At 70.4% G+C, this 15,530-nt stretch carries 15 protein-coding genes; 12 read left to right on the plus strand and 3 right to left on the minus strand.

Annotated elements, in window-relative coordinates; genetic code table 11:
* Positions 1-62 precede the first annotated feature (62 nt).
* Positions 63-2,393 carry a glycoside hydrolase family 65 protein gene (locus tag B5X90_RS09235; RefSeq protein ID WP_079552215.1) on the plus strand — a complete coding sequence of 777 codons (2,331 nt, stop codon included), beginning with the start codon at positions 63-65 and terminating at the stop codon, positions 2,391-2,393.
* Between the two features lie 58 nt (positions 2,394-2,451).
* Here B5X90_RS09235 and B5X90_RS09240 read toward each other — a convergent pair whose 3' ends face one another.
* Positions 2,452-3,807, minus strand: coding sequence for an MFS transporter (locus B5X90_RS09240; RefSeq protein ID WP_079552218.1), 1,356 nt, complete (start codon positions 3,805-3,807; stop codon positions 2,452-2,454).
* A gap of 127 nt (positions 3,808-3,934) precedes the next feature.
* Between B5X90_RS09240 and B5X90_RS09245 the strand changes: the two genes are divergently transcribed.
* Positions 3,935-4,828, plus strand: coding sequence for a hypothetical protein (locus B5X90_RS09245; protein WP_079552220.1), 894 nt, complete (start codon positions 3,935-3,937; stop codon positions 4,826-4,828).
* Positions 4,819-5,568 carry a LamB/YcsF family protein gene (locus B5X90_RS09250; RefSeq protein ID WP_079552222.1) on the plus strand — a complete coding sequence of 250 codons (750 nt, stop codon included), beginning with the start codon at positions 4,819-4,821 and terminating at the stop codon, positions 5,566-5,568. Before B5X90_RS09245 ends, B5X90_RS09250 begins: the two co-directional genes overlap by 10 nt.
* A gap of 2 nt (positions 5,569-5,570) precedes the next feature.
* Here the strand turns inward: B5X90_RS09250 and B5X90_RS09255 are convergent, their stop codons facing one another.
* Complete coding sequence (locus B5X90_RS09255) at positions 5,571-6,908, minus strand: DUF445 domain-containing protein (protein ID WP_143264697.1); 1,338 nt, start codon at positions 6,906-6,908, stop codon at positions 5,571-5,573.
* Between the two features lie 50 nt (positions 6,909-6,958).
* On the opposite strand from B5X90_RS09255, the gene B5X90_RS09260 reads away from it, so the two are divergent.
* The 5 genes from B5X90_RS09260 (at position 6,959) to B5X90_RS09280 (ending at position 9,843) form a co-directional block, all read left to right on the plus strand.
* Positions 6,959-7,858: a glycerophosphodiester phosphodiesterase gene (locus tag B5X90_RS09260; RefSeq protein ID WP_079552224.1), complete on the plus strand. Its 900-nt coding sequence runs from the start codon at positions 6,959-6,961 to the stop codon at positions 7,856-7,858.
* Between the two features lie 97 nt (positions 7,859-7,955).
* On the plus strand, positions 7,956-8,402 hold the full coding sequence (locus tag B5X90_RS09265; protein WP_079552226.1) for a DoxX family protein: 447 nt from the start codon (positions 7,956-7,958) through the stop codon (positions 8,400-8,402).
* On the plus strand, positions 8,363-9,172 hold the full coding sequence (locus tag B5X90_RS09270; RefSeq protein ID WP_079552228.1) for an AzlC family ABC transporter permease: 810 nt from the start codon (positions 8,363-8,365) through the stop codon (positions 9,170-9,172). Before B5X90_RS09265 ends, B5X90_RS09270 begins: the two co-directional genes overlap by 40 nt.
* Positions 9,169-9,480 (plus strand): AzlD domain-containing protein, encoded by a 312-nt coding sequence (locus tag B5X90_RS09275; RefSeq protein WP_079552231.1) that lies wholly within the window; start codon positions 9,169-9,171, stop codon positions 9,478-9,480. Before B5X90_RS09270 ends, B5X90_RS09275 begins: the two co-directional genes overlap by 4 nt.
* 114 nt (positions 9,481-9,594) lie before the next feature.
* Positions 9,595-9,843 (plus strand): hypothetical protein, encoded by a 249-nt coding sequence (locus tag B5X90_RS09280; protein WP_079552233.1) that lies wholly within the window; start codon positions 9,595-9,597, stop codon positions 9,841-9,843.
* A 97-nt stretch (positions 9,844-9,940) separates the two neighbouring features.
* Here the strand turns inward: B5X90_RS09280 and B5X90_RS09285 are convergent, their stop codons facing one another.
* A complete protein-coding gene (locus B5X90_RS09285; protein WP_018774840.1) occupies positions 9,941-10,573 on the minus strand; it encodes a TetR/AcrR family transcriptional regulator in 633 nt (210 codons plus the stop codon).
* A 176-nt stretch (positions 10,574-10,749) separates the two neighbouring features.
* On the opposite strand from B5X90_RS09285, the gene B5X90_RS09290 reads away from it, so the two are divergent.
* The 4 genes from B5X90_RS09290 (at position 10,750) to B5X90_RS09305 (ending at position 14,719) form a co-directional block, all read left to right on the plus strand.
* Entirely contained in the window at positions 10,750-11,115 is a 366-nt protein-coding gene (locus tag B5X90_RS09290) for a thiamine-binding protein (RefSeq protein ID WP_079552236.1), read from the plus strand.
* Between the two features lie 83 nt (positions 11,116-11,198).
* Positions 11,199-11,876, plus strand: a complete 678-nt coding sequence (locus tag B5X90_RS09295; RefSeq protein ID WP_028275270.1) for an O-methyltransferase — start codon at positions 11,199-11,201, stop codon at positions 11,874-11,876.
* A gap of 231 nt (positions 11,877-12,107) precedes the next feature.
* Positions 12,108-13,214 carry an acyl-CoA dehydrogenase family protein gene (locus B5X90_RS09300; protein ID WP_079552238.1) on the plus strand — a complete coding sequence of 369 codons (1,107 nt, stop codon included), beginning with the start codon at positions 12,108-12,110 and terminating at the stop codon, positions 13,212-13,214.
* A complete protein-coding gene (locus tag B5X90_RS09305) occupies positions 13,208-14,719 on the plus strand; it encodes a bifunctional PIG-L family deacetylase/class I SAM-dependent methyltransferase (protein WP_079552240.1) in 1,512 nt (503 codons plus the stop codon). The genes B5X90_RS09300 and B5X90_RS09305 overlap by 7 nt, the downstream gene beginning before the upstream one ends.
* Positions 14,720-15,530: the final 811 nt, after the last annotated feature.

The following is a 15,530-nucleotide window of genomic DNA, read 5'->3' on the forward strand; positions in this document are numbered from 1 at the left end:
CCCGCTCACGGCCCGCTCACCCCACCGCACAGCCCACTCCCGCCGAAGGAACCCCCTAAACCATGGCTCTCATCACCTCGGACCGCGCCCGGTTCCCCAACGATCCCTGGCAGCTGGTCGAGACCGTTCACCTCCCCGGCAATGCCGGCACCCTGGAGACCCTGTTCAGCCTCGGCAACGGGCACCTGGGCATCCGCGGCGCGCACTGGGGTGCTGCGGACGCCGAACTTCCGGGCAGCTTCATCAACGGCTTCCATGAGACCTGGGACATCAAGCACGCGGAAAACGCGTACGGCTTCGCCCGCACCGGCCAGCGGATCCTCTACGTCCCGGACGCCAACAACTTCACCGTCATCATCGACGGCGAGTCGCTGAGCCTGGAGGAGTCCACTGTGCTGGACTACCGCCGCTCGGTGGATTTCGCCACGGGCATCTACGAGTGCCGGATCACCTGGCAGTGCCGTTCCGGTGCGACCGTGACCACCACCGAACGGCGCGCCGTCGGCTACGCAACCCGCGGGGCGCTGGGCATCAGCCTCGAAGTGGCGGCCGACCGGGATATCTCCGCGGACGTCACGTCCTCGGTCATCAACCGACAGGACCAGCCGGTGGAGGACCACTCTGCCCATGATCCGCGCCGCGCCGGCCGCCACGCCGGCCGCGTGCTGCTGCCCCTGCGGCTCGACGGCGGGGACGGCTCCCTGCGCCTGTCCTGGGAAGCCTCGGAATCCAAGCAGCGGCTCGGGATGGCCGTGGATCACTGGACCTCGGCCGGCGTGCAGCCGTTCGACACCCAGGTGGACCAGGACGACAGCAGCGTCCGCTACGTGCTCGCCGTCAGCGCGGACGCACCGTTCGTGCTGGAGAAGAGCGTCAGCTACGCGGTGGGCCAGGCCGCCGAGGACCTCGCCGACAGCGCCGAAGCCAGCCTCAAGCCGGTCAGCGAGATCTTCGCCGAGAGCGAGGACCACTACCGCGCCTACTGGAGCACGGGCGACATCGTCCTGGCGGGCCAGACCGAGCTCCAGCAGGGCGTGCGCTGGAACCTCTTCCAGCTCGCGCAGGCCACGGCCTGCGCCGATGTGGCCGGCATCCCGGCCAAGGGCGTGTCCGGCTCCGGCTACGACGGCCACTACTTCTGGGACCAGGAGGTGTACCTGCTGCCCTACCTGACCTACACGAACCCGGGCAACGCCCGCCAGGTCCTGGAATTCCGGCACGACCTCCTGCCCGAGGCGAAGATCCGCGCCAAGGAACTCAGCGTCGACGGCGCCCTCTTCCCCTGGCGCACCATCAACGGACTCGAGGCCAGCGCCTACTACGCGGCCGGCACCGCGCAGTTCCACATCGCCGCCGCGATCGCCTTCGCAACCAACCGGTACATCTGGGCCAGCGGGGACACCGAGTTCCAGGCCACCCTGGGTTCAGATCTGCTGATCGAGACTGCGCGGATGTGGGTCTCGCTCGGCTTCTTCGGCAAAGACGGGCTGTTCCACATCCACGGCGTCACGGGCCCCGACGAGTACACCGCCGTCGTCAACGACAACCTGTACACGAACGTCATGGCGCGCTTCAACCTGCGCGCCGCGGCGGCGCTGGACCACCCGGAGATCGACGACGCCGAACGCCAGCTCTGGGAGCAGGCAGCCAACCGCATGCAGCTGCCCTACGACGAGGACCTCCAGGTCCATTCCCAGGACAACGACTTCATGACGCTGGAACCGTGGGACTGGACCACGCCCCGGTCCAAGTACCCGCTCCTGCTGCACTTCCACCCGCTGGTGATCTACCGGCACCAGGTCCTTAAGCAGGCCGACACCGTGCTGGCCATGTTCCTGCAGTGGCAGGACTTCACCGCCGAGGAAAAGCGCCGCGCCTTCGATTTCTACGACCCCATCACCACGGGCGACTCCACGCTGTCCGCCTGCGTCCAGGGCATCATGGCGGCCGAGGTCGGCTACGGCAAGGCCGCGCTGGACCACTTCACCCACGCCCTGTTCATCGACCTCGACGACACCCACGGCAACACGATCGACGGCGTCCACATCGCCTCCACCGGCGGGGTGTGGAGCTCGCTGGTCAGCGGCTTCGCCGGGCTGCGGGACCAGGGCGCGGTGCCGTACTTCGATCCCCGGCTGCCTGCCGAATGGGACGGCCTCGAGTTCCACCTGAAGATCCAGGGCAGGCTCCTGCACGTCGGGCTCGAGCAGGACTCGATCAGCCTGACCGTCCGCGACGGCGCGCCCCTGGAGGTCGACGTGCGCGGGGAACTGCTCACGGTCGACGGCGGTCCGGTCCGGGTCCCGCTGGCGCCCGTCACCGCCCCGGAACCGACCATCTTCCCCAGCGGCCTTCCGACGTCGTCGATCCCGGTGGTGCGCGCCGCAGTCTAACCCGCAGCCGAAGCAACGCGGGGTCACTTACAGCCAATGATCCCCTTGGACATGGGCTCTAGGTGACCCCGCGTTGCTCTGGGCCGGGCCGCCCTGGTCCGGAGGATTCGGCAGGGGCCGGGGCGTCGGCGGACTCCTCGCCGCCTGCGAGGGGGTGGGCCAGTTCATCGGCCGGCATCCGCGCCACGACCATCGCGACGACGGCCATCGCCGGGCACACGGTCCCGGCGACGAGGAAGATCAGCCACACCGGCAGCACCTCGGCGGCCGGCCCGGCGAGTGCCATGGAGACCGGCATGAGGGCCAGGGATACAAAGAAGTCCAGGCTCGAGACGCGGCCCAGCAGATGCGGCGGCACCCGGCGCTGGAGCAAGGTTCCCCAGATCACCATGCCCACGCCGCCGGTGGCGCCGAAGATGAAGAGGGCGGCGGCCACGGCCCAGAAACTGTCCATGATTCCGACGGCGGCGATCGGCAGGCTTCCCGCCCCCCAGGACACCATCATCACGGTGAGGTAGCGGCGCGGGAGGGGAAAGGAAGCCGTGGCCAGCGAGGCTGCGGCGCCGCCCACACCCATGATGGCGAGCAGGAAGCCGAACACGCGCGCGTCCCCGCCGAGCTGGTCCCGGACCACGAACGGGATCAGGACCTCGATGGGGCCGATCAGAAACAGCACCGAAATGCAGGCCCAGATCAGGGTCCACAGCAGCCAGGGCGTCCTGACGGTGTAGCTGACGCCCTCGCGGAGGTCGTGGCGCAGCGACGTCTTGGCCCGCGACTGGCCAGACTCGGCAGCCTCGCCGCTGTCCGGGACCCCTGCCGCGGGCTGGCGGTGGAGGAGGTTCAGGATGGAGAAGGCCACCAGATGGCAGGCCGCCACTCCGGTAACGGCGTAGGCAGGGGACAGTGCTGCCACCAGGATGCCCGCAACGGCCGGACCGGCCGCCTGCTGCAACAGCGGCCGCATGGTGCCTTCCAGGCCGTTGGCCGCCAGCAGGTCCTCGGGCGGCAGGATCCGCGGCAGGATGGCGGAGTAGGCGGGGAAGAAGAACGCAGCGCCGACGCCGAGCACGAAGGCCCCCAGCGCGAGATGCCACAGCTCGAGCAGGCCGGCCACGGCCAGCCCGCTGACAGTGGCTACGACGGCGAGGTTGGCGCCCTCGACCGCGATGATCAGGAGCCGCTGGGGCACGCGGTCCGCGGCGATGCCGCCGGCGAGCAGAAACGTCACCAGCCCGACGCTGCCCGCCGCGGCCACAACCGAAAGCTCCAGCGGTCCGCCGCCCAGGTGGATCACCTCGTAGACCATCGCGACGGCCCACATCCCGGAACCGAAGATGGAGATGGCCAGCGCCGTGATCAGCACGCGGTACTCCCGGTGCGCGAACGGGCGGAGGGCTCGCAGGGCGGGCATGGGCCCAGTCTAGTAGCCAGCCGCGCGGCCGGGCTGGAACCCTTCGGGGCGCAGCGGCGACCCCGTCTGCCGGGCCGTGCCCTAGTGTTAAGTGAACTTACTTTTTTGGTTCCGACGAGAGGCGATCATGGCCAAGCGCAGCAACCCGGCAATGAAGGTTGCCCAGCAAACAGCCCACAGTGCGATGTTCGACGCGGCCGGCCGGCCCCGGCCCGGACTCCACAAGGTGCTCCTGCGGGCGGTTGAAGTCCAGCGGCCCCTGGTGCTGGCCAATATCCGCAGGCTCCAGCGCAGGCATCCGCAGGCCACGGCGGCTCAGCTCGCCGCCATCTTGGAGCGCGACTACCTGCTGGCCGTCACCGGCGGCGGGGCGCTGGTCGGCGGAGCGGCAGTGATTCCGGGCGTGGGGACCGCGGCGGCACTCGGTCTTTCGGCCGCCGCGGCCGTCGGGTTCCTGGAAGCCACTGCCCTGTACTCCACGGCCCTTGCTGAACTGCACGGAGTCCGGATGGTGGATCCGGACAGGGCCAGCACCCTGGTCATGGCGATCATGCTGGGCGAGGAAGGCACCCAGCTGCTGAGCTCGCTGAGCGGACAAGCGGCGGGACGGGGCAGGGGCCCGTCCCAGGCCTGGACCACGGCCTTCACCCGGAGCATGCCCCTCGCCGGCTTCGGCACCGTGCGGGCCAAGATCCAGACGATGTTCCTGCGCTCCCTGCTCAAGACCCAGGGCACTGCCCTGCTGGGCCGTGCACTGCCCTTCGGCGTCGGCGCGGTCGTCGGCGGCGTGGGCAACCGGGTGATGGGCCGCGCCGTCGTCGCCAACGCCAAGGAAGCCTTCGGGCCCCTCCCGGACACGATTCCGGGCGAACTGCAGGCCCTGGCGGACACTACCGGCCCGGCCGCGCTCTACGAGACTTCCCTGGACGCCCAGCCGGATGGTGGCGCCCCGGGCGGCGGCACGCAGGGCGGCGGCGCCCCGAAGACTTCAACGAAGGACGGCGGCACGTTTTGGATCTGAACACTGACCTGGGGGAGTCCTTCGGGACCTGGACCAAGGGCGCCGACGCCGTGATGTTTCCGCTGGTCACAAGCGCCAGCGTGGCCTGCGGGATGCACGCCGGTGACCCTGTGACCATGCTGGACACGTGCCGGGCGGCGTACGAGCTCGACGTCAACGTCGGTGCCCACATCGGCTACCCGGACCTGGCCGGCTTCGGCCTGCGCTCGCTGGACATGACCTTCGACGATCTCTTCGGCGCGGTCCTCTACCAGCTCGGGGCGCTCGACGGCGTCGCCCATGCCGTGGGCGCCTCGGTGGACTACGTCAAGCTGCACGGGGCGCTCTACGACCGCACCGTGCACGACGGCGAGCAGGCCTCCGCCGTGATCGCCGCCATCCAGGCCTACGATCCCGGACTGCCCGTCCTCGGCTTCCCCGGCTCAGCCCTGCTGGAAATCGCCAAGGAAGCCGGGCACCCCGTCTTCTCCGAGGCCTTCGCCGACCGCGCCTACTTCCCCGACGGCACCCTCGTGCCGCGCACCGAAGCGGGGGCCGTGATGCTCGACGCCGGACAGGTTGCCGAGCGGGCGGTCAGGCTCGCCATGAAGGGCGAAATCGAGGCCGTCGACGGCACCGTGCTCCGGATCGAGCCGCAGTCGCTGTGCCTCCAGGGCGACACCCCCGGCTCCGTTGCCGCGGCGACCGCGATCCGTGCGGCGCTGGAGGCTGCCGGCGTCGAGCTGGAGAGCTTCGCCTAGGGCTAGCCGAACAGCAGGGTGGCCAGCGTGAAGATGGCCAGCCCGGCCAGGGCGCCGACCACCGTGCCGTTGATCCGGATGAACTGCAGGTCCCTGCCGACCTGCAGCTCGATCTTCTGCGATGTCTCTTCGGCATCCCAGCGGGCCACGGTGTCCGTGATGACCCCCGCGATGTCCGAACGGTAGGTCTTCACGAGGTAGCCGGCCGCGTCGCCGATCCAGGCGTTCACCTTGCCGGCGAGCTCGGGATCGACCAGCAGCCGGGTGCCGAAGTCATGCACGGCCGCCTTGAACTTGACGGTCAGTTCGCTGTGCGGGTCATCGACGGCGGTGAGCAGGGCTGTCTTGATGGTGTCCCAGGTGCGCGAAGCGAGCTCGCGGACCTCCGGGTCGCCGAGCACCTGGGCCTTGATGCCCTCGGCGCGGGCGATCATGACCGGATCATGCTGCAGGTCCTGCGCGAGTTCCTTGAGGTACTTGTCGATCGAGAGGCGGACCTGGTGCTGCGGGTCGGACTGCACGGCCCGGGTGAACTTGAGGATCTCCACGTACACCTTGTCGCCCACCAGCCCGTCCACGAACGAGGGCACCCACGTCGGGGACCGGTCGGTGACCAGCCGGTTGACCGTCTCCTGGTTGTCCCGCACCCAGTCCACGGTGCGGTCCACCAGCAGGTCCACGAGCGCATGGTGGTGCCCGTCGTCGAAGATCCGCTCGGCGAGCCGGCCCACCGGCGGCCCCCACGGCGGGGTGAGCAGGTGCTTGCGGACCATGGACTCGATCACGGCCTGGACGTCGTCGTCGTTAAGGACCTTGAACGCGCCGCGGATGACGGCGGCACCCTCCTTGGCGACCCGGTCCGGGCCGCCGGGGCTGGACAGCCAGGCGCCGGCCTTGCGCGCAATGTCTGCGGACGCCAGCTTCTCCTGGACCACCTGTTCGGAGAGGAAATTGGTTTCCACGAATTCGCCCAGCGAGGCGCCGATCTGGTCCTTGCGGCGCGGGATGATCGCGGTGTGCGGGATCTTGATGCCCATGGGGTACTTGAACAGGGCCGTGACGGCGAACCAGTCCGCGAGGGCACCGACCATGCCGCCCTCGGCCGCGGCGCGGACGTATTCGAGCGCCGGATACTGCTTCTGCAGGGAGAACGCGACGATGAAGATCACCGCCATGACGACCAGCAGCGAGAGGGCCAGGAGCTTCATCCGGCGCAGCGCCGCGGCCTTCTCGACGTCGCTGGAGGCAGCGGAACGCTGTCCGGGGGGACCGTCCGGCCGGGCGCCGCCCGGACGTCCCGCGGCACCGGTCAGGGAAGTTGACTCAGTATTCACCTGCATGAGCCCAGCCTAGCCCGCCACGGAAACGGACGGTCCGCTAACGTGGCACCATGACGACTGATGAGCCTGCCGCCGCCCGGCCTTTGGTCTATGCCCACCGCGGCTCCAGCGGAACCTTCGCCGAGCACACCCGTGCCGCGTACCTGCAGGCAATCGCCGACGGCGCCGACGGCGTGGAATGCGATGTCCACCTGACCCGGGACCAGCATGTGGTGCTCCTGCACGATGCCACCCTGGACCGCACCTCGGACGGCACCGGCCAGGTGGCCGACCGGACGCTGCAGGAACTCCAGGAACTGGACTTCTGCTCCTGGAAGGGAGCCCGGATCCCGGAGGCCTACGGCGCCAAGTCCGGGCAGTTCCTGACCCTGCCGGACCTGCTCGACATCCTGCGCGCGGCGGGCCGCGGGATCGGGCTGGCGATCGAGTTCAAGCACCCGAGCCCGTTCCAGCTCAGACTCGAGGACCGGGCCCTCGAGGTCCTGAGGGCCCAGGGCTGGGATCCGCGGACGTCGATGCTGGACAACATCACGGTTTCTTTCATGAGCTTTAGCCCCGACGCCGTAAAACACCTCCTGGAGTCCGTACCGGCCGGGGCCGTCTGCCAGCTCGTGGATGACGTCAATGTGGCGGACATCCGGGAGGAACTGGGCCTCGGTGCCTTGACCGGCGGGGCGCTGGCCAACGTGATGAAGGCCGCCCAGGCTGAGGGGGAACGGATCCTGGCGGCGGCCGGGGCGGGCATTGCCGGCCCCGGCATCGGGTACGTCCGCACGCACGCCCCGGCCGTTCAGCGCTGGATCGCCTCGGGGCTGCGGTGCCGGGTGTGGACGGTCGATACCGAGGATGACGTCGAACGGTGCCGGAAACTCGGGATCCAGGAGATCACCACCAACTGGCCGGCCCAGGTCCTCTCCCAGCTCATGGCGGACAGCCGGCCCCCGCGGTAGCCGCGTGGCCGCTCCACGAATCCCGGGCTGACATCTTCACATCCCCTGCGTCCGGTGCGGATTACGGACGGCGTGGCCGCTGTGGTTGAGTTGTTGCATGCCATTTCGCCGGCCCGTCCCGGACCTCCAGACGCTGTCCGCGGCAGCGATGAGCGCGCTGCTGCTCACCAGTGCCGCCAAGCACTTCCGCGAGCCTGAATTTTTCCACCCGGTGGTACCCGACTTCCTGTGCCGGGACGACTCCGGCGGGCAGCCGAACGGGCCCCTGGCCGTCCTGTCCCGCGAGGAATGGGTGGCAGTGAGCGGGCTGCTGGAAGCCACGGCCGCCGTCGGGCTCCTGGTCCCGGCCACACGGAGGGCCGCCGCGGGCTGCGTCACGGCGCTGTTCGCCGCCTTCCTCGCCGGCCACGTGGACGCCCTGCGCAAGGCCTACGGGCCGGAGGGCTCGCCGCGCCGGCGACGCGTGCACACCCTGCGGCTCCCGCTCCAGGCACCCCTCATCGCATGGGCCTGGACTCTGACGCGGCGGAACCGGCGCCCGTGAAAATCCTGCAGTCACCGGCGGTGCGGATCGGTTTGTCGATCAGCATCGCCACCGGCCTCTACGGCGTCTCCTTCGGCGCGCTGTCCGTAACCTCCGGCCTGGATTTCTGGCAGACCATGGCCTTGAGCCTGCTGCTGTTCAGCGGCGGCTCGCAGTTCGCCTTCATCGGCGTGGTGGCCGGAGGCGGGTCCGGCGTCGCCGCGATGGGCGCCGCGACGCTGCTGGGCATGCGCAACGGCATCTACGGCATGCAGATCAATGCCCTCCTGCAGCCGCGCGGGTGGCGGAAGTTTGCCGCCGCCCAGCTGACCATCGACGAGTCCACAGCCACCAGCACCGGGCAGACGGACCCCGACGAGCAGAAACGCGGCTTCTGGACCGCCGGAATCGGCGTCTTCGTCCTCTGGAACCTGTTCACCGCCCTCGGCGCACTGGCCGGCGGGGCTCTCGGGGATCCCAAACAGTGGGGACTGGACGGCGCCGCCGTGGCGGCCTTCCTGGGCCTGCTCTGGCCCAGGCTGAAAGGCAGGGAACCTGTGGCCATCGCGGTGGTCTGCGCGCTGGCCACCGTGCTGGCCGTGCCGTTCGTGCCCCCGGGAGTGCCGATCCTCGTCGCCGCCGTGGTTGCGGCAGGGATCGGATGGTTCAGCCACGGCCGCAGCGACGAGGGCCTGGAACCGGACGTCGATCCGTACGCGGAGGACCACGTGCACCACCACCACGACCCTGCCCGTGATTACCGCGGTGAGCGCACCGGAGACGACGCATGAACCTTTGGATGTGGCTGCTGCTCTCGTGCCTGCTCGCCTACGCCTGGAAGCTGCTCGGCTACCTGGTGCCGGCCAGCCTGCTCCGCAACCCGCGGATGTCCAGGATTGCCGGGACCATGACAATCGGGCTGCTCGCGTCCCTGACCGCGGTCAATGCCGTCGCCTCCGGCCAGTCGCTCGTCCTGGACGCCCGGCTGGGCGCACTGGCGGCGGCGGGCATCGCCTTGTGGTTGCGCGCGCCGTTCCTGGTGGTGGTGATCGCCGGTGCCGCCGCGGCCGCCGGGCTCCGGCTGCTGGGCTGGGACTGACCCGCCCGTAGGACGCCGGACTGCGCCTGGCCGCGGGGCCGCCAACCGGCTGTGGGCGGCCGGAACGGTCTTTAGTCCCTATTTGGTGCCGGGATCGCATGGGAGCATTCGAACATGACTGAACACGACGGCGAGCTTCCGGCTGCCGACCGGGAGGCTGCCGACGAGCAGGCCGCGGAGCAGCAGGAGCCGCAGGCCGCGGAGCCGCGCAAGGATCAGCGCTCCAAGCAGCACGAGACGTATGTTTCCGGCGGGGCCGAGTCCACCCGGGAAATGCGCGAAATGTCCCGCCGCCGTCGGGAAGCCGAAGAGAAGCTTCAGCAGCACCTTCTCGAAGCCAAGGAAAAGCCGGCCGAAGACTAGCGCCGGACACCGGGCTGTCGGGGCACTGCAGGATCCGGCGCGCCTAGACCGGAGTCCCGGCAGCTGTTTCCCATCCCTTGGCTAGATCATTTGGGTGCTAGCCGAGAACGGCGTCGAACGCGGTGCCCGTCAGCGGGGCCTGCGGCGGCAGCGCCCGGTCCGGCCGCTCCGTCCGGATGGCGTCCTCAACCAACGCCACGGGCCGCCGCCACGCGTCGGAGCCCGGCTCCATGGTGTCCACGACGCCGATCAGCATGGCCAGCAGGCGGATCATGTCCGTCATGGAAATATCGCTGCGCAGGGTGCCCTGCCCCTGGCCGCGGCCCAGCAGCACGGCGATGGATTCAATGAGGCCGCCCGTGATCCCGGTCAGCAGCCCGCGCCGCCCCGCGACAGCTCCCAGCAAGTTGGCCTCCTCGCTGGCGACGCGCATCGTGGCATCGATGACCCGAAAGAGCCCTGCAGCGGCGTCAGGATCGGCCAGGGCCTCATCGATGGCCGGATCCACCTGCAGCCGGAGCTGTTGGTTTAGGGCAGCGAGCACCAGCTCTTCCTTGTCGGCGAAATTCCGGAAAAGGGTGGCGGGACCCACCCCGGCGGTGACGGCAATGGTCTGCAGCGGCACTTCGGGGCCGTGCTCGCGGAAGCACTGGCGGGCCGCGGCGATGATTTTGTCCACGTTGCGCGCTGCATCTGCGCGGAGCGGCCTGCGGTCTACTGCCCGGTTCATTTGCCTAGGGTAGCAATGCGAAGGGTGCGCGAACCTGTTACCGGCGGGTAGTGACTTATGTGACGGTGGCGGAGGTGCCCCCGGCCGCTGCCGGGCTTGGATCCCGTGAAAGACTGGTGCCGGACAGCCCGGAAGTTTTCGCCCCGGTGTCCTGACTGAGTGAAGGGATCCACCACATGCTGGTCGCATTCTCCGTAGCACCCTCCGGTGACCCCGCAAACGGGCAAGCGCCCGGCGACGCGTCGGTCCACGACGCCGTCGCGGCGGCGGTGCGGATCGTCCGGGAGTCGGGCCTGCCCAACCGGACGAGTTCCATGTTCACCGAGATCGAGGGGGACTGGGACCAGGTGATGGACGTCGTCAAGCGGGCCACGGACGCTGTGGGCGCCTACGGTTCGCGCGTCTCGCTGGTCCTCAAGGCGGACATCCGGCCGGGCTACAGCGGCGAGCTGACCGGCAAGGTGGAACGGCTGGAAAACGCCATCGACGGGCAGGGCGCCGGCGGGACCGGCCCGCAAATTCCTGCCCCGCCCGGAATCTAGGCCGGACCGCACGCCGAAACCCGGGCGGGAAAGGCTCACCCGGAGGGGTACCGCCGGGCGCGGGCGGCTGGAACACTGGGGGCATGATCGAGCATCAATCCGCCCCCGGCTGGGTCGCCGTCGAGAACTTCCTCTCCGACGCGGTGGTCCGCCCGGACCGTTCACTCAAGCGTGCCGTGACCAGCGCGCTTGAGGCAGGTATGCCGCCCATCGAAGTGGCCCCCAACGCCGGCAAACTCCTGAAACTGTTGGTCCAGCTCTCCGGTGCCCGCCGCGTCCTCGAGATCGGCACGCTGGCCGGCTTCAGCACCATCTGGATGGCACAGGGACTGCCCGACGACGGCCGGCTGGTCACCTGCGAATACCTCCCCCTGCATGCCCGCGTCGCGCGCACCAACGTTGACGACGCCGGGCTGGGCCACAAGGTGGACATCCGGGTCGGCGCGGCGCTGGACACCCTGCCCGAGCTGGAAAGCGAAGCCGGGCCGCCCTTCGATTTCGTGTTCATCGATGCCGACAAGGAAAACAACCCGCACTACCTGGACTGGGCCATCCGGCTTGGCCGGCCCGGCACCACCATCGTGGTGGACAACGTCGTGTGGGAGGGCGCGGTGCTGGACGCGTCGATGGACCCGGTCAACGCCCCCGGAATCATCAGCACGCTCCAGATGATGGGCGATGACCCGCGGCTCGACGGCACCGTGATCCAGACCGTGGGTTCGAAAGGCTGGGACGGCTTCGCCCTCGCGATCGTCCGCTAGGTGCCAGAGAGTGTCCGCCTGGGCGAAGGCGCCGGTGGCAGCCGACCCGTGAAGCGCCCGGCCACCCCCAAGTGCTAAGTATGCTTAGATTACTTGTCGACGGCGCCAGCGATGGCGGCGCGGCCGCGGACGCGCAGGACTTCAGCCCCGTGGCCGGGCCCAGCCCGATCCGCCCAGCCCGAATCCGCCCACCCCGAATCCGCCCAGCCCGAAGGAACACAGGCAGTCGAAATGAACGGGATCCCCACCTCCCACCAGCCCCTCCCTGTCAGGATCAGCTCCGCGGCCGCAGACCTCGAGACGATCGGCCCCCTGCTGTCCGGGGCGCAGGACGCCGTCGGCGATGTCCCGGCGCTGCTGGAGCTGGCCAAGGCGGCCGCGGCGGCGGCGCCCAAACCCGGGGACGGCCGGACCGCGTTCCTGTGGGAGATTCTGGCCTCCGTGACCGCCGTCGATGTCGCCGCCGGACGCGCGCTGGAACCACACCTGGACGCCGTGGCGATCCTGGCCCAGGCCGGCGACGACGCGGCGCGGCACGGCCGGGACTGCCCGGATCCTGACAATGCCGACTTCGAGGGGACCTGGGGAGTGTTCGCCGCCGAGGCGCCCGGACTGCGGCTTGAAGCCAAGGAATCCGCAGACGGCTGGATCCTGCAGGGATCCAAGCCCTGGTGCTCGCTCGCCGCCCAACTGGACCATGCCGTGCTGACGGCCCATCTGGAGACCGGAGGCCGGGCCGCCTTCGCCGTCGACCTCCACGCGCACGGTGTGGGCTTCGCGAATCCGGCGTGGACCAGCCGGGGGCTGCGCGAGATTCCCAGCGGCACAGTCCACTTCGAGACCGTTCCCGCCGTGCCCCTCGGCGGCCCCGGCTGGTATTACCAGCGCCCGGGTTTCGCGTGGGGCGGCATGGGAGTTGCCGCCTGCTGGCTCGGCGGCGCCGTCGCCGTGGCGCGCAGCTTCGCCGACTCCCTGCGGCACGCCGCCGACGGCGGACGGGAACCGGACCAGATTGCCCTGGCCCACCTCGGCGAGATTGACCGAACGCTGGCCGCCCTCACCGCCTACCTGGCCGGCACGGCCGCGAGGATCGACGCCGGCGAACTCTCGGACCGCGGTGCGTGGCAGGAAGCCCTGCGCGTGCGCGGCAGCGTGGCCGCCGCCGTCGAACGCGTCCAGACGCTCGTGAGCCAAAATCTCGGTCCGGCACCGCTCGCCTTTGATGAGCGCTACGGAAAACGGATGGCCGACCTCGCCCTGTACATCCGCCAGCACCACGCGATGCGCGACGACGCGCAGCTGGGTGCCCTGGCACTGGCCGAAAGCAACCCATGGTGACTTTCACCCACAACGACGCCGGGACGCCCGAGGCCGCCTGGGCCGGCAGCCCCGCCGCCGGGCTGCCGGACCTGCCGCTGGATGACGCGGCACTCGCCGGCCGGGCCTTCATTGTCCTGGCCGCGCACCCGGACGACGAATCGCTCGGGGCCGGCGGACTGCTGGCCCGGCTGCACGCCGTCGGCGCCACGGTCCGCGTGCTGCTGTGCACCGCGGGGGAAGGATCCCACCCCGGCTCGCCAACGACGACGCCGGAACAGCTCACCGCGGTCCGGCTGCAGGAGTTCGGCGACGCCCTGAAACGCCTCTCCGGGAACGGGAGCGGGGCCGGGGCCGGGGACGTGGCGTGGCAGTGCCTGGGCCTGCCGGACGGTAAACTCGCCGCGCACCGGGAAGAGATCCGGGCGGCCGTCCGGGCGGCAGTCCGCGAGGCGACGGCCGTGTGCGGGCGCGCCGCCGACGAGGTGGTTCTCGTCGCGCCCTACCGCTCCGATGGACACACCGACCACGACGTCCTCGGATCCGTTGCCGCCGGGCTCAGGGCCGCGGCGGGCCACGCCCTCCTCGAATACCCCATCTGGTACTGGCTGTGGGCGGCGCCAGGCGCGCCGGACGCCGGCGGCGACCCGGCCGGCGGCGCATGGAGCGGCTGGTTCCGGCTGCCGCTGCGCCCGGCAGAGCTGGAGGCCAAAGCCGCCGCGATGGCGGCACATGTGTCGCAGGTGCGCCCGCTCTCCGGGCTGCCGGGCGACGAGGTGCTCCTGCCCCCGGCCTTCCTGGCACACTTTGAGCGGACCTGGGAGACGTTTGCCTGGCACCCCGCGGTCGCCCCGGCCGGCGGCCCGGGCAACGGCCCGGCGGATGGCGGGCCCCCGCGGCCCTTCGCCGCGGGCGACGCGGAGCGCGTGTTCGATGCCGTCCACGCCCGGGAGGAGGACCCCTGGCAGTACGCCTCGAGCTGGTACGAGCAGCGCAAACGTACCCTCACGCTCGCCGCGCTGCCCGGCAGCAGCTACACGTCCGGGTTGGAGATCGGCTGCTCCATCGGGACCCTGAGCGTGGAACTCGCGCCCCGGTGCGGAAGCTTCCTCGCCGTCGATGCCAGCGGCACCGCCCTGGACCGTGCCGCCAGGCGGCTCGCGCACCTGCCCGCGGCGGCGACGCGACACCTGACCGTCCCAAACGAGTGGCCGGACGGATCGTTCGACCTGATCGTGGTTTCAGAGGTGGGCTACTACCTCTCACCGGCAGAGCTCGCCGGACTGTTCGACCGTATTCACGGCTCGCTCATGCCGGGCGGGACCCTCGCGCTGTGCCACTGGCGGCACCCCATTTCCGGCTGGGAACTCGACGGCGACGCGGTCCACGCCGCGGCCCGGCGGCACCTGGGCTGGGCCGGCGGCGGGACCTACCAGGAGCGCGACTTTGTGCTCGAGGTGTTCCTTGCCCCGGACGCTGTACCGGGCGCCGCACCTGGCCCGGGCGGCCCGGAACGGATGCGGTGACCACGATGACGGCGTTGCCGCTGCCGCGCGGGCACCGCATCGACCGGGTCGCCGTCGTCATGCCCGCAAACAACGAAGAAGACCACTTGGAATGGGCGTTGGAGGCCGTTCAGCGGTCCGCGGACGCCCTGCGCAGGGTCCGGTCCGACGTCGACACCCGGGTGACGGTGGTGCTGGACAGCTGCACGGACGGTTCCGCCGCCGTCATGGCCGGCTTCGCAGCCTCGGACCCGCGTTTCAGCGCACTGGAGGTCAGTTACCGCAGCGCCGGCGCCAGCCGGGCCGCTGGCGTCCGGGCCTCCGGCATCGGCGTGACCCGGCGGCGGCCGCCCGGCCAGCGCTGGACGCCGCCGCCCTGGGCCGGCCGGACCTGGCTGGCAAACACCGACGCCGATTCCCGGGTGCCGGAGAACTGGCTGGTGCGCCAGCTCGAGTTCGCCGAGGCCGGCGCCGACGCCGTGCTGGGTTCCGTGGAACCCGACCCCGCCGGGATGGACCCTGAACTGCTCCGGCGCTGGCACGAACGCCACCCCCTCCGCGAGGACCACCCCCATATCTATGGCGCGAATTTCGGGGTCCGGGCTTCCGCCTATCTTGCCGCCGGAGGGTTCGCCCGGGTCACGTCCGAAGAAGACCGGACCCTGGTGCACGGCCTCCGCAGCCGCGCCTTTACGGTCACCGCAACGGACAGCATCAGGGTCATGACCTCCGGCCGGACCCACGCCCGGGCGCCCCACGGCTTTGGCACGTACCTGCGGAGCCTGGGCCACCTGCTGCCGCCTGCCGGCTGAAGATTCATTGACGCCGGGAC

Source organism: Arthrobacter sp. 49Tsu3.1M3 (genome assembly GCF_900168135.1).
Classification (GTDB): domain Bacteria; phylum Actinomycetota; class Actinomycetes; order Actinomycetales; family Micrococcaceae; genus Arthrobacter.